At 37.9% G+C, this 14,439-nt stretch carries 16 protein-coding genes; 8 read left to right on the top strand and 8 right to left on the bottom strand.

The window, feature by feature from the left end; genetic code table 11:
- The first annotated feature begins 13 nt into the window (after positions 1-13).
- From IPH66_17220 to IPH66_17210, 3 genes are read left to right on the top strand one after another with little or no spacing between them, the layout of a single operon-like run.
- Entirely contained in the window at positions 14-832 is an 819-nt protein-coding gene (locus IPH66_17220; protein MBK7131085.1) for a MoxR family ATPase, read from the top strand.
- Positions 832-2,013, top strand: coding sequence for a VWA domain-containing protein (locus tag IPH66_17215; GenBank protein ID MBK7131084.1), 1,182 nt, complete (start codon positions 832-834; stop codon positions 2,011-2,013). Before IPH66_17220 ends, IPH66_17215 begins: the two co-directional genes overlap by 1 nt.
- Positions 2,014-2,044: 31 nt before the next feature.
- A complete protein-coding gene (locus IPH66_17210; GenBank protein MBK7131083.1) occupies positions 2,045-2,353 on the top strand; it encodes a hypothetical protein in 309 nt (102 codons plus the stop codon).
- A gap of 35 nt (positions 2,354-2,388) precedes the next feature.
- On the opposite strand, the gene IPH66_17205 is transcribed toward IPH66_17210, so the two are convergent.
- The 6 genes from IPH66_17205 to IPH66_17180 all read right to left on the bottom strand — a co-directional run bounded on the left by IPH66_17205 (position 2,389) and on the right by IPH66_17180 (position 7,005).
- Entirely contained in the window at positions 2,389-2,751 is a 363-nt protein-coding gene (locus IPH66_17205; GenBank protein MBK7131082.1) for a DUF4296 domain-containing protein, read from the bottom strand.
- Positions 2,752-4,089 (bottom strand): dihydroorotase, encoded by a 1,338-nt coding sequence (locus IPH66_17200; protein ID MBK7131081.1) that lies wholly within the window; start codon positions 4,087-4,089, stop codon positions 2,752-2,754.
- A gap of 60 nt (positions 4,090-4,149) precedes the next feature.
- A complete protein-coding gene (locus IPH66_17195) occupies positions 4,150-4,857 on the bottom strand; it encodes a polyprenol monophosphomannose synthase (GenBank protein ID MBK7131080.1) in 708 nt (235 codons plus the stop codon).
- 144 nt (positions 4,858-5,001) lie between these two features.
- Positions 5,002-5,385, bottom strand: a complete 384-nt coding sequence (locus IPH66_17190) for a DUF3127 domain-containing protein (protein ID MBK7131079.1) — start codon at positions 5,383-5,385, stop codon at positions 5,002-5,004.
- 40 nt (positions 5,386-5,425) lie between these two features.
- Complete coding sequence (locus IPH66_17185) at positions 5,426-6,319, bottom strand: flavin reductase family protein (protein ID MBK7131078.1); 894 nt, start codon at positions 6,317-6,319, stop codon at positions 5,426-5,428.
- 101 nt (positions 6,320-6,420) lie between these two features.
- A complete protein-coding gene (locus IPH66_17180; protein MBK7131077.1) occupies positions 6,421-7,005 on the bottom strand; it encodes a hypothetical protein in 585 nt (194 codons plus the stop codon).
- 80 nt (positions 7,006-7,085) lie between these two features.
- Here IPH66_17180 and IPH66_17175 point away from each other — a divergent pair, with 80 nt between their 5' ends.
- Positions 7,086-7,472 (top strand): SRPBCC domain-containing protein, encoded by a 387-nt coding sequence (locus IPH66_17175; protein MBK7131076.1) that lies wholly within the window; start codon positions 7,086-7,088, stop codon positions 7,470-7,472.
- Positions 7,473-7,819: 347 nt separating this feature from the next.
- Here the strand turns inward: IPH66_17175 and IPH66_17170 are convergent, their stop codons facing one another.
- Positions 7,820-8,833, bottom strand: a complete 1,014-nt coding sequence (locus IPH66_17170) for a hypothetical protein (GenBank protein ID MBK7131075.1) — start codon at positions 8,831-8,833, stop codon at positions 7,820-7,822.
- Positions 8,834-8,985: 152 nt separating this feature from the next.
- Between IPH66_17170 and pepT the strand changes: the two genes are divergently transcribed.
- The 4 genes from pepT (at position 8,986) to IPH66_17150 (ending at position 12,341) form a co-directional block, all read left to right on the top strand.
- Positions 8,986-10,245, top strand: a complete 1,260-nt coding sequence (pepT, locus tag IPH66_17165; GenBank protein ID MBK7131074.1) for a peptidase T — start codon at positions 8,986-8,988, stop codon at positions 10,243-10,245.
- 8 nt (positions 10,246-10,253) lie between these two features.
- Positions 10,254-10,589 carry a hypothetical protein gene (locus IPH66_17160; GenBank protein ID MBK7131073.1) on the top strand — a complete coding sequence of 112 codons (336 nt, stop codon included), beginning with the start codon at positions 10,254-10,256 and terminating at the stop codon, positions 10,587-10,589.
- A gap of 93 nt (positions 10,590-10,682) precedes the next feature.
- Positions 10,683-11,579 carry a TonB family protein gene (locus IPH66_17155; GenBank protein MBK7131072.1) on the top strand — a complete coding sequence of 299 codons (897 nt, stop codon included), beginning with the start codon at positions 10,683-10,685 and terminating at the stop codon, positions 11,577-11,579.
- Between the two features lie 114 nt (positions 11,580-11,693).
- Positions 11,694-12,341, top strand: coding sequence for a hypothetical protein (locus tag IPH66_17150; GenBank protein ID MBK7131071.1), 648 nt, complete (start codon positions 11,694-11,696; stop codon positions 12,339-12,341).
- Between the two features lie 1,767 nt (positions 12,342-14,108).
- Here IPH66_17150 and IPH66_17145 read toward each other — a convergent pair.
- The gene (locus IPH66_17145; protein ID MBK7131070.1) at positions 14,109-14,432 is read right to left on the bottom strand and encodes a BlaI/MecI/CopY family transcriptional regulator; all 324 of its coding nucleotides are present in this window, start codon (positions 14,430-14,432) and stop codon (positions 14,109-14,111) included.
- Positions 14,433-14,439 lie beyond the last annotated feature (7 nt).

Below are 14,439 nucleotides of genomic sequence, written 5' to 3'. Positions count from 1 at the left end.
ACATTCCCACCTTATGGAATTTAAAGGAACTGCAACCTACGTTGCTTCAGACGATTTGCAAACAGCAGTGAAAGCGGCCGTTATCATGCAAAAACCACTACTTATTAAAGGTGAACCGGGCACAGGCAAAACATTGCTGGCACATGAAGTGGCTAATGCGTTAAAAAAAGACTTATACACCTGGCATATCAAATCTACCACTAAAGCACAGCAAGGCCTGTATGAATACGATGCGGTTTCACGTTTGCGTGATTCACAATTGGGCGACTCTAAAGTACAAGATTTGGCAAATTATATCATCAAAGGTAAAATATGGAACGCGTTTGATGCTGATGAACAAGTGGTACTTTTGATAGATGAAATTGATAAGGCAGACATAGAGTTTCCAAATGATCTTTTGTTAGAATTGGATAAAATGGAATTCTATTGCTATGAACTGAATCAAACCATTAAAGCAAAACATCGTCCAATTGTAATCATCACATCAAATAATGAAAAAGAATTGCCGGATGCTTTTTTGCGTCGTTGCTTTTTTCATTACATCACGTTCCCTGACAGAGATACTTTGCAGCAAATTGTTTTAGTACACTACCCTAACCTTGAAGAATCACTCATGAATGAGGCCATGAAGCATTTTGTGCGTTTGAGAGAGATACAGGGATTAAAGAAAAAACCTTCAACCAGTGAGCTCATTGACTGGATCAAATTATTACTCGTAGGCAAAATAAATGCCCGTGAATTGGCTGATGCAAAATCACTGCATAAACTGCCCTACATTGGTGCGATGCTTAAAAATGAGCAAGACATTCAACTCATCAACCAACGCTACTGATGTTTCTTGATTTTTTTCTATTACTAAGAAATCAAGGTATACCCGTCAGCTTAAAAGAGTATCTTGATTTACTGGAATTACTTCAACGTGGAGTAATAGAAAAAAGTGTGGACAAGTTCTATTTCATCTGTAAATCAAGTCTGGTTAAAAATGAAAAATATCTTGATCGTTTTGATCAACTATTTGGCTTATATTTTAAAGGCATTGAAACGATACCTGATGAAGAGATATATGGAATTCCCGAAGCTTGGATGAAACAAAACGGTGAACGGTTTTTTAGCAAAGAAGAGATGGAGCGCATCAAATCACTTGGTGGGCTTGATCAATTGCTTGAGCGCATGAAAGAGTTGCTAAAAGAGCAAAAAGAGCGTCATCAGGGAGGAGGAAAATGGATCGGCACAGGAGGGGTATCTCCTTTTGGCGCATATGGTTATAACCCCGAAGGTATACGCATTGGACAACATGAAAGTCGCCACCGCCGCGCTGTGAAAGTATGGGACAAACGCGAATTCAAAAATCTGCAGGAAGATGCCGAACTAGAAACCAGAAACATGAAAATGGTTTTGAAAAAATTACGTGTTCTCACGCGTGAAGGGCAAGATGAAGAACTTGATTTAAAACAAACCATCCGTAAAACATCTGAAAACGCAGGCATGCTAAATTTACAGATGGTGCCCAAGCGAAGGAACAATGTGAAAATACTACTGCTGTTTGATATTGGCGGTTCCATGGATGATCACATCACCTTATGCTCACAACTTTTTTCAGCCGCGCGATACGAATTTAAAACTATGAGTTTTTACTATTTCCACAATTGCGTTTATGAAAATTTATGGACCAGCAATCACCGGCGCCAGCAAAATCTGGTCTCAACATTTGACATACTTCACAAATACAACAGTGATTATAAACTTATATTGGTGGGCGATGCATCTATGTCACCATACGAACTGGTTTCACAATATGGCAGTGTTGAACATTACAATGAAGAAACCGGTATTACCTGGTTAGACAGATTGAAGAAACAATTTCCATCCTTTGTATGGTTAAATCCTGTGCCTGAGCATGAATGGAAATACACCCAATCCATTGGAATAGTGGAAAAATTTACTGAACAACGCATGTTCCCACTAACTGTGGCCGGCATTGGTAAAGCAATTGAAAAACTGAAGAACGGGTGAACCTATTCATGCGTGAGTTGTAGTTAAAGGCATGAAAATTATTTTTCCTTTTGCGGTTTTGTTGCTTGCATGCACATCAGAAGATGGCAATACTGCAAATCAAAACCTGAATAATAATCAGGATGACGCCAATCAAACAAACTGCAAGTTTTTACCGGCAAATACCAAAAATCCAACTTGCCCTCATCAGCATCAAGACTCCATAATACCAATTGTTTACGGATATCCCAGTGAAGAATTGTTCAATCAATCAGATTCAGGTTTGGTGATGTTAGGCGGGTGCATGATTTCAGATTGTGATCCGTATTGGTATTGCAAAAAACATAACCTATCCTTTTAATTTAGCACCAACAAGAATTCGTATGTAGGCCCTTTCTATTCAACTTTTCTTGTTGAAACAGCACTTGTGCTAAGTTTGAAATTTACACTATCCAACGCCGCTTCATAGAGTTTATAAATTAAATCAGGTTTTGATGCATACCAAGTATAGCTCGAGTCAAAATCAGCGCGAGAAACTTCGTAATGGGCAAAAACTAATTCACTGGATGAATCAAGAGATTTTTTATACCGTTCAGGTTGCTGATAATTCTGCTCAAAATATGATTCAAGTATTTGTAAATCTATCATCAGTCCCACCATTTTTTCAGAAGCAATAATGTTAGTGGGCGGTGCTGTCTCTTCATCTACCGAACACGAGATGAGAACAAAAATCAAGATATACAGCCTGTATGACTTCATTTAGTTTTGATTAAATCGCAACCTTTCGGCGGCCTGATGCTCAATTAAATTCCCGTGGTGATAAACAAGCGCCCCGTTAACAAAGGTTGATTCAATCTGATGACTAAACGTAGTGCCTTCAAACGGAGACCAACCACATTTTGACAAAACATGCTCTTTAGTAACCGCTGTATTTGCGGCGGGGTTTATAATCACTAAATCAGCAAAGTATCCTTCACGAATAAAGCCTCTATCAACAATATTAAAGCACTTTGCAGGTGCGTGCGCAATTTTTTCTACCAGTTTTTCTGCTGTAATTTTTCCTTCTTTTACTTTTTCAAAAAGAGCAATCAGCGCATGCTGAACCAGCGGACCACCAGAAGGCGCATTTAAATATTGTTCTGACTTTTCTTTCAATGTATGCGGCGCGTGGTCAGTTGCTAAAATATCTACCTTGTCTTCCAATACTGCACGCCAAATACCTTCACGATCATTTTCTGTTTTTATTGCCGGATTCCATTTAATAAAATTGCCTTTTTCAGCATAATCTTTATCTGAAAACCAAAGATGATGTACACATACTTCAGCGGTAATTTTTTTCTTTTCCAACGGAAGATTATTCACAAACAATTCAGTTTCTTTTGCTGTCGAAATATGTAAAACGTGCAATCTTGTATTATGTTTTTTTGCCAATTCAACTGCGCGTGATGACGATAAATAACAAGCTTCTTCACTTCGTATCACCGGATGCATTGAAACCGGAATAGCCTCACCATATTTTTGTTTAGCAGCCTCTAAATTTTTTCTGATAGTCATTTCATCTTCACAATGGGTTGCAATAAGCAAAGGACATTTTGAGAACAGGTTATTAAGTGTTTTTTCATCATCTACTAGCATGTTACCTGTTGATGATCCCATAAAAACTTTTATACCACAAACCAGTTCACCATTAGTTTTGAGTACTTCATCCAAATTATCATTGGTTGCGCCCATGAAAAAAGAATAATTTACATGCGCACTTTGTGATGCAATCAGATATTTTTCTTCAAGCAATTGTTGTGTAACAGCCGCCGGTTTTGTGTTTGGCATTTCCATAAAACTGGTTATGCCACCGGCAGCACAAGCGCGTGATTCAGAGAATATAGTTGCTTTGTGAACCAAGCCGGGTTCTCTGAAATGCACCTGATCATCAATCATACCTGGAATGAGGTATTTACCACTTAAATCAAAAACCGTTGCGCGTGGTGCAGTTAATGCGGAACCAATTTTTTCAATTCTTTTTCCGGTAATTAAAACATCGGCTACCGTTGATTTTCCTTCATTGATGATGGTAGCATTCTTGAGCAGGTATTGTGCCATGGTAAACAAGATATACAACAAAAGTACAGATAAGGAATGAGACTCTGCAACTACACGAGATTACAAAGGCAGACGGCGCATTTTCCAAACACCCCAAAAGGCTTCTTTAAAAATGCTTCCACTCATTTTTGATGTGCCAAATTCACGATCAATGAAAGTTATAGGAACTTCTACTACTTTAAATCCATGTTTTACCGCGGCATATTTCATGCAAATCTGAAATGCATATCCCTTGAATTTTACCGCATCAAAATTTATTTTTTCAAGCACCGCGCGATGATAACATTTGAAACCGGCGGTAGTGTCTCTAATGCTTATCCATAGAATCATGCGCACGTAAAATGATGCGAAGAAAGAGAGGAGTAATCGCTTGCGATCCCAGTTTGCAACCTTACCGCCTTTCACATAGCGAGAACCAATAGCCAATTGCGCACCACTTTTGCACGCATCAAGTAATCTTACCAAATCATCGGGATTATGAGAAAAATCCGCATCCATTTCAAATAGATACTCATACCCTCTTTGCAAACCCCAGCGAAAACCGTGTAGATATGCGGTGCCTAAACCTAGTTTTCCCGAACGTTCCTCAATGTGTAATTGATTTGGATATTGCGCTTGTAAAGATTTTACAATGGCTGCTGTGCCATCAGGTGAACCATCGTCAACAACAAGTAATTCAAACTTTTCAGGCAATGAAAAAACTTTACGAATCATTTTTTCAATGTTCTCTTTTTCATTGTAAGTTGGTATGATGACGAGTGCCTTCATTTTTGGAATATGCGAATATAATTCAAAAACTGTTAAGAACTTGCCACACCACTCTGATTGGTGTTTTTTTAACCCAAATTAAGAATGTTATGGATAAAAAAAATCCCGGTGATAAGACCGGGACATTTCAAACGTGAAATTTTATTAGAACGGTAAATCGTCATCTCCTTCAGCGACAAATGTTTCAGCAGATTTAGCTGTAACAGTTTGTGTGCCCGAATTAGCTGTAGATGTTGTAGACCCAGAACCGGCAGGCTCTATTTTCCAGGCGTCTAAAGAGTTGAAATATCTCACTTGACCATCTTTTGGATTAGTCCACTCACGACCACGCAGAAAAAAAGTTACATCAACCTGATCACCCGGTTTAAATTTATCAAGCAAATCACAACGTTCTTGTACTGCTTGTAATAAGATGTACTGTGCATATTGTCCTGATGCATCCACTACTACAAATTCTCTCTTTTTAAAAGAATCAGAAACCTGTTGTACAGGGTTGATTACTTTTAGTTCTCCTGTTAATTTATACATACACTTGGTTTTTGTTGTTGTGTCCGCTTTTGGCGGACGGTTAATTATTAAAAGCCAACAGAGTCAACCATGCCTCATTTAGCTTATTTTCTTTCAGTAAATTTTTTGCGCGTTTGTGCAGTTGTATTTCCAGTTCGTTCTGGTTGTTTTCCAAAGAAACGAAAATTTCGCTTAATTCTGTCAATTTATATTCATTAACTGTTGTTTCATCAGGCAGGTTTTCTATTCCGGCTAGTTGACCCAAATCGTTTTTGGAAAAAATTTCAGATTGAAGAATGTCCTGCGGCAGTTGGTCATATCCAATACCACACGTAGTGATTGGCTTTTCAATTTCAAACATAGCATTTTTATCAGCACGGCAGTACCAGTTACCCCCCATTCTGGCAACAAGATCTATTTTTTGTTGGTCTATTTTTCCGTTGCTGTCTAATACTGATTCATTCACATGTATGCGTGTCACTTCACAAATAATGAGATTACCTGCGCCACCTTCAGTACCCAACTCAATCACCTGTTTCACGATACATTCAAATTGAACCGGAGATTCAGCTACCCGAAAGGGTTTTATTGTATCAGATTTCAGTTTGGTAAATCCCGCTTTGATAAATTCATCCGTACCGGGCTGATACGGTGAACTAGCCAGAGACATTTGATGCACCATGTCATAGTTGACAATATTGATTACCACCTCAGCAATTTTTTTCACATTGTTGTAAGTATCCTTGGTGGTGTTCGTTCTGCCGGCACGCGCCGGAGAAAAAATGAGTATCGGGGGATTAGCACTAAACACATTAAAAAAACTAAACGGTGCCAAATTTGGATTACCATTTTCATCCATCGTGCTAGCAAAAGCGATTGGTCGCGGACCTATGGCGCCAAGCAACCAGGCGTGTACTTCAGGTACCGGAATTTGTTTAGGATCTATGCTTAACATGAAGCAAAGTTAGGGGTAATCAAAAAATTAATTAGAAATGAACGAGATGAACTTATTAAAAAAAATGTTTTGTTATCAGCAATTTTTTAAAGCACTAGAGATTAATTACACTTTTCTTTTTTAATTACAAAGTCAGGCCGGTTTTCTTCAGGTGAGAATTTAAGTTCTTTACTAAAGAATTCTCCAAACGTGGCAAAGCGCGCGGTTTTGTTCCAGAAATACGAAACCTCGTATATCTCGTCATCAGGATAAGTAATTTTTGAAACCACAAATGTACCCTCTTGCAGTTTTTGATTGTCCACATCAAATTCACGACTGGTCATGTTGATTACCTGCCACCATTCACCATCCGTTCCGTAATAGGTCTGCAGCTGCCACACGCTGTCTTTATATTCTATGATTACTTGCGGATCACCCATGTCACAACGTTTTGTGTACACCAAATCATTTCCCTTTAATTCAATATTGATCCACTTTTTTGGAAAAGAGTTTATTGATTGCTCAAAACTCGAATCCTTTTGCATCAACTGATCTTCAGGATTTTCAGGGAGCAACAAGGAATCTTGCACAAATTGCATAGTATCAGTTTTGTTTTCCGGGATATTGTTTTCGTCTTTTTGCTCATTCCCGCTGCAAGACAAGAATAGCGCTGAACAAAGAATGCCTAAAAATAAATGTTGCCGCATGTGTATGAAATAATTTAAGAATACAAATATAATCGAATGCTTTTCGTATATTTATCCAACCCTGCAAGAACTACTTATTTATGGACTCAATAGAAGTATCCTGCGTGTTGCCCGTTGATGCGGCAACCGTATACCGCGACTGGTTATCAAGCAAAGCGCACACCCTATTTACCGGATCAACAGCAAAAGTTGAACCTTTTGTTGGCGGAAAACATTCTGCCTGGGAGGGCTACATCTACGGTGAAACAGTAGAGCTTGAATCAGGTAAAAGAATTGTTCAAACATGGAGCACTTCCAATTTTCCTGACGGAGCTGAACCTTCAAGACTTGAAATTAATTTAGAAAATGTTGCTGAAGGATGTAAGGTTACTTTGAAGCACACAAATATTCCTGACGGTCAAGGGGCAGATTATGAGCAGGGGTGGTTTGCACATTATTTTACGCCTATGATGGATTACTATGCTTAACTTTTCCTCCCTCAATCCACGCGAGGGATTGACTGGATTGAGGGCTAAGCGATGGGTGATCGTGGTTCTGCAAACCACGTCTTTTAAGGTCAATTTACGTTTTTTTGTTGGGGGAAGTTCTTCGAACTTCCTTTAAAAGACCTAAAGTTCTGCAAACTTTTGGAATGGGGCTTGAAGTTCTGCAAAAATTCATGGTGAGTAAGATTATTTACAAACAATAACACTACTTTGTTCACGCAGAAATTCATACCAACGAGTATAAATTGGGAAGCCGAATTTTATTGAATTTTTTAGGACTGTGTTTACTGTTTTTCAAAAAAATCCAACTAAGCAAACTGCGTTAAAAATCACTGCAAACAATATCTGATATAGTCAGACAAATACCGTGGAGCTGAGACAAAAAGATCTGCAAAATATTCGCTATAGCTCAGGCGAATGGCTGATAAATCATCTTTTAGAAATTCATCTTTGTACAAGGATAAATCTATTTGAAAAGTTGGTTTTGAATTATCAATTGCGTCACCGCTGTGCTTGAATTGCATAATGGTTCCGTTTTTAAATTTGAAAGAGACCGTGCTGTTTGCATTGATATTCCCCAAATCCATTCCGTAGGTTAGATAGAGGGTGATTTTATCTCCTTGCTTTCCTATTTGAGAAACCAGTTTATAGGGTGATGTAACCAGGTCTTTTGGTTTTGACATGCGCTCAACTTCATTATTTGCATTTACCGTATCAGTAACATATTCACATTTAATAGTACCACTGACAGTGACCGATGAGCCGCCTGAAATAAATGAAGCGCCTGAGGCATCAGGTACCAGTTGCGTTTTGCGCTCTGATTTAAAATCAAAATTATCAATGCCAACCTGCTCAATTAGACAGAGTGCCCCGGCAATGATATTTGTTTGATCTGATTTATCAATTTCAAAATCAAGACGAGAACCCAGCAATTGAATAGCAATAATTTTATGCTCATAAAACCGCATGGCATCCTCTTTTGTATAAATACGACAATTACCGTGAGAAACAAATTCTGTTCCCTCTTTTTCACGCAAGGCCTGCTCAATTCTCAAGGTCATTTCTTCACCATCTTCAAACTTCACAACCACATCAGAACCTAAAACAATGTCTTGACCACTGCCTGATGTGAGATGAAAAAACAACCTGTTATTATCAAGTACTCTGAATGAAATGGAGCGTGAACTTTGCAACGTAGGCTGCGAATAAACCACCCGTTGTGTAAACAGGGCGGGTTGACCTGTAAACGGATCAGTGGCATCAGATTCTATATATTTTTTACAAGCTTGACCAGATGCAAACAGGGAGAAAAAGAGCAGCGCGCTAAAGATAATTTTTTGCATTTTTTAAAATTTTATATTCTACGGTAATTAAAATACTTACCGCTTGAAAGACAAATCTAATCTAATAAATCAGCATGACTAAAAAACATCATCACAATTCAAATTCAGAAAGCCGGCTAATATTTGTAATTTCGTTCATCAAATTAAATGCCATGAGTAAAACAGCTAATTACGTTTTTACGGTTGCTGACCGTTTTATTGAATATGTGAAGATAGATACAGAAGCAGATCCAAAATCTACTTCATTCCCATCCAGCATGAAACAAAAAGATCTTGCTAAATTATTAGTGATGCAGTTGCAAGGTATGGGAATAGCAGATGCTGAAATGGATGAGTGGGGATATGTTTTTGCCACCATTCCGGCTACTACTAAAAAACCAAACGTACCCACCTTGTGTTTTTGTGCACACATGGACACTGCACCTGATTGTTCAGGTAAAAATGTAAAGCCTATTGTACATCACAAATATACCGGTGAGCCCCTTGTTTTGCCTGATGACACCGGCCAAATTATTACCACCGAAAAACATCCTTATCTTAAAGAAAAAATAGGCGATGATATTATCACTGCCAGTGGGTTAACCCTGCTTGGTGCAGATGATAAAGCCGGCATTGCTATTATCATGGATTTTGCGCATTTCATTCTTAAAAATCCGGATATTGAGCACGGAAAAATTCGCATACTTTTTACGCCAGATGAAGAAGTAGGACGAGGCGTTGAGCATTTGGATATGAAAAAACTTCAGGCAGATTACGGATATACCTTAGATGGCGGCGAATTAGGTTCAATTGAAGATGAAAGCTTCTCAGCAGATGCGGTAGAGATTACTATTCATGGCGTGTCGGCGCATCCCGGATATGCAAAAGGAAAAATGAAACACGCTATTAAAGTTGCATCAGAATTTATTGACTCTCTACCAAAAGATAGTTGGTCACCTGAAACCACCCAAGGGCGTGAAGGCTTTGTTCACCCAACGGTTTTCAACGGGCAACTTGAAAAAGCAACACTCGGCTTCATCATACGCGATCATGAAACCTCAAAATTAAAAGAGTACGAAAACCGATTAAAAGAAATGCTGGATAAAGTGGTTGCAAAATATCCGGGAGTGAGTTCAGAATTTGTGGTGAAAGAACAATATCGCAATATGAAAGAGGTGATATGCACTGTGCCATTTGTAACTGATTATGCCGTTGAAGCCATGCAACGTGTTGGCATTGCACCAAAGCCTGTTATCATACGCGGCGGAACAGATGGATCACGTTTATCATTCATGGGATTACCTTGTCCTAATTTATTCACGGGTGAAATGGGAATACATTCACGGCAAGAATACGTTAGCATACAAGACATGGAAAAAGCTGTGAAAACCATGGTGGAACTGGTTGGCGTCTGGTGTGAAAAAAGTAAATAAACTTTGGTATGAGTCCTGAAGAAATTTATCTGTCTAAAACAGATGAAGAACTAGTTGCAATTCTTGAAAACAAAACAAACTATCAGGACTGGGTGATAAAACTGGTTGAGGTCGAATTTAAAAAGAGAAATATACCACCGGAGTTCAGCAATAAAATTGCGAAAAAAGTTTACAAGGATAAGCTAAAAGAGATAGTTTTAGGCAATGGTTTGGCAGATATTGAACATGAAATTCCGGAATCATATTTTTTGACTGAAACGCAAATGAAACGAATTTACAAGCAGGTGGTAGACCAGCGTCGTGCTTTGTTACGAACGATGGAAAGGCGGGCTAGGAGGTTGTAAATACGATGATGTCATAAAGTTCCGGCTTTTTTTACATGGAAAATAAGATTTCCAGCAAAGTGTTTGGTGTTTTTTAATTATTTTAACTTTTATATGAGATTCATACTTGCATTTCTCATGTTTTCAGCGCTTAGCTCCAACGCCCAAGAAGCTGAAAACTATTTTCTATATTTTGATAAAGAATGGAAGCCCTGTGATTCCATTCAAGCCGTTTATAAGAGACAAGTATATATTACACCCTTTGATTATGTGTACTCAGATTATTTGGTTGAAAAAAATTCACTGATTGGCACAGGAAGTTTTTTGGATTCTTCCCTGACAATTCGCACCGGAAAATTTGAATCATATCACATCCTAGAGAGTGCTGATAATTACAGTTATCTCGTTGCTACGCAAGGGACCTATTGCAACAATATGCCCTGTGGCATTTGGTCAGCATACGACCTCAACGGCATTGCAATAATTAGTGAAACATATTCTGACCAAGGCCAATTAAACGGAACCAGTGAATGGTTGAGTCGTGGTAAAAGCAGTTATTATACTGACTCAACAAAAACTTACGTTAACGGATTGTTGCACGGCCCAACAAGCTATTACAGCTTTGGGCATGTGCGTGCAATATTTCATTACAATTACGGCAAACTTGACTCGGTAGTTTATTATAACGACCAAGACGAACGCATCAATTCTGATGAACCGACTGATCGTCCGGCAATATATGAAGGCGGGGAGCAAGCACTGCAAAAAACGATACGTGCAGAACAACAATATCCTGAGGAAGCAAAAAAACAACATATTTCAGGTACTGTGAAAGTATGTTTTGTTGTGAATTGTTATGGTGAAATTGAAGATATAGCAGTGGTTGAATCTATACATCCATTGTTGGATGCAGAGGCAATTCGAATTGTTTCAGTGTTGGGATATTTTTATCCAGCGCTGCAAAATAATTGCGAAATATCATCCACCGTGTGTCTAGAAATAAAATTTTAATGCTTCCATGAATTGGTCATGCAATGCCTTTGTATGAGTTTTTATAATCCATTTTTTAGTTGATTTCACCCTTAAACATTTAATAAATAATCTACTTTAGTAAAAAAATTTATCATGACCCTACTTCAAATTTTTTACAGCATTTTGCTTGTTGGATTAAGTGCAACGAATCACATAGAACACAAGGTGGTTAAAACAATGCGCACGGCGTATGGCTTTGAAACTACACTTAAGTTGGGTGAGGCTATTACGGATAATTATGATTCGGTTTTTGAGATTTTACATGCTGATTCAACCATTAGTTTTATGGTTCCTGTTTGGCCTACCCAACAATTGTATTCAAAATTATCGAACTATAACGCAGTGTTTTTTGTAACCGATGATACCTTGTCAACGCTTGATCGTGTTGTGCCAAAAGGGACTTATGCTTCATATTATCCAAAATCAGAAACGTGTTCGGGCAAAGCCAGTATAGCGTTTTATGCAACGCTTCCGCCAGATAACCGGGAGGGTTTTTTATTGCCTGATTTAAAACTAGAGTCAGGCGTTTTATATCCCGGTGACACTGTTTCCATGACTGATCATCTTGGCAATACATCACTGTGCCGAATTGAGAGTATGGAAATAACAAATGACAACAATGCCCGCATTGTATTGCCTTATTTGGTGCCACAATTTTGTAAACCCAACTCACTAGTGAGCGCATTATATTCAGTTATTAGCGGATCACCGATGACTGAAAAAATATCTGTTCAAAAATAGTTGCGTGGGAAAATAGTTCCTCTACCGCATTTTCTTCTCATATCAGCAGAATATTTTGTAGAAAGATGCTGACACACGAGCATCTTTTGGGGCAGATTACACTATCTAGTCTCTTGCTTGATTTAGCCAGATTGATTCACTAGTTTGAATGAATTTTTCAGAATTAGAAAAAGCTATCTTTATTTTGATTTGTAATACCATTAGCTATTATAGAATAGTCTGATATTAACAAGTAAATTGTCAATATCTTTTCTTGAACTATATTAGACTAATGTATATATGCTATATATTTGAGGTATGGCAAATGCACTCTCTATTACGGTGAAAGAATCGGCTTAAGAAGTCTCTTAAAAAATCTGCAGACCACCACGGTCCAAAATAAAAATGCTTATTGAGATCAAGCGTTCTGATCGAGCATTAGGCAAGAATGAATTAGCGGAACTGATAGGTGTAAATCACAACAGTATTCAGACATGGCGGACTAAATATCAAAAAGGGCGGTATATCCGAATTATTAAAGGATGGTAGAATTGGATTTAAGCCCTCCATAATAAGTAAGTCTGTGCATAAGAAAATTAAATTGAAGCTTTGTTCAGAGGATGCCGCATTTTCAAGCTACAAACAATTACATGCGTGGGTGAAAATAATTTTATTAAAGGAGTTAATTACAACAGCTTGCGTCATTATGTTAAAAGGCACTTTGGCGCATCGTTAAAAGTACCCCGCAAGAGTCATATTAAAAAGGATAAAGAAGCGGGCTACTTTAAAAAAACTTCAAACACAAAGTGTAAAGACAAAACCACTATTGGGATGCTATAAAAGCATTAATATTTATTGCTAGAGGAGATTTGGACTACTCACAAGAACAGGGCGGGTCTAACAGCAAAGGGGGTAAAACCCGTTTGTACTTATCAACACAAATTCGAAAACACATACCTATATGGAGCATTCTCACCAATAAATGGAGATAGCTTTTGTTGGAACTGCCTTATTGTAATACAGATTGCTTTCAATATTTTATTCAAGAATTATCAAGCAGAATCCAAAAGAACTTAAACTAATCGTGCTTGACAACGGAGCCTTCCATAAGGCAAAGAAACTAATCATACCCGAGAATATCATTTTAATTTTCTGCCGCCTTATAGTCCAGAACTAAACCCCGCCGAGAAATTTGGGGCAACTCAAACAAGAGTTCGTTTGCAAATCCTTTAATACCATCGATCAATTGGGCAAACACTTAGCCAAGGTTGTGAGGAGAATAATTACAACAAAAACAGTAAAGAAAATTTGTTCCTTCAAATATTTATTATGCTCTTTTTAGACTAAATTATATTGGCTAATGGTATAATATTTCGTCTTGGGATCATCTACCATTTTACAGCGACAACACAAAACAAAAATTCTATATGAAAGTGCATCTTTGAATGGAGTTTGATCTTGTATTAACTCAATCTGTCTTTGTCTCCAACTGCCTGATTAAAATTAACCAATTAAATGAGTTATCAACGAAGTGCAGTCAGACTTTGTGAATCTATACCTCAGGTGGGGAAACAAAAGTATTTCGGAAAAAACTGATTAGAGCATGAGCATTACGGGAGAACTGAAAATTTATTATTGCAAGGATAATTAATGCCTTCGTTATTCCACTTCCTTAAACAGGTTCCCGACAGTATTCCTAAAAGTGTATAAGTAGTTCCGGCTAAGGTTTAATTCTTTCTCCAAAAAACAATTATAAATTGTTATAATATTCCCAACTTCAGATACTCCTTACAACAATTCATCCAAACTTTTTGCTTGTTGGAAATATCTCACCGCCTCTTGACTTGAGCAATCAAAATAATTTTCCAAAATCCAATTCGCCATATAATCTCGGTATTCGTCTTTTGAAATACGCGGTAAATAAATGTGGCCTTTGCCTTTTTTGCGATGTTTAACAAAACCCTTTCTTTCCAAAATTCGCACAATGGTTGAAGTAGTATTATAAGCCGGTTTAGGTACCGGATAAAAATGGATGATCTCCTGAACGGTTGCTTCGCGCAGTCCCCACAACCTCAGCATAACTTGCTCTTCAGCAGGTGTTAATCTTTGCATAAACTAA

Source organism: Crocinitomicaceae bacterium, from assembly GCA_016708105.1.
Classification (GTDB): domain Bacteria; phylum Bacteroidota; class Bacteroidia; order Flavobacteriales_D; family Crocinitomicaceae; genus JADJGJ01.
The sequence above is the reverse complement of the archived record's forward strand: the minus strand, read 5'-3'. Positions and strand labels throughout refer to the sequence as shown.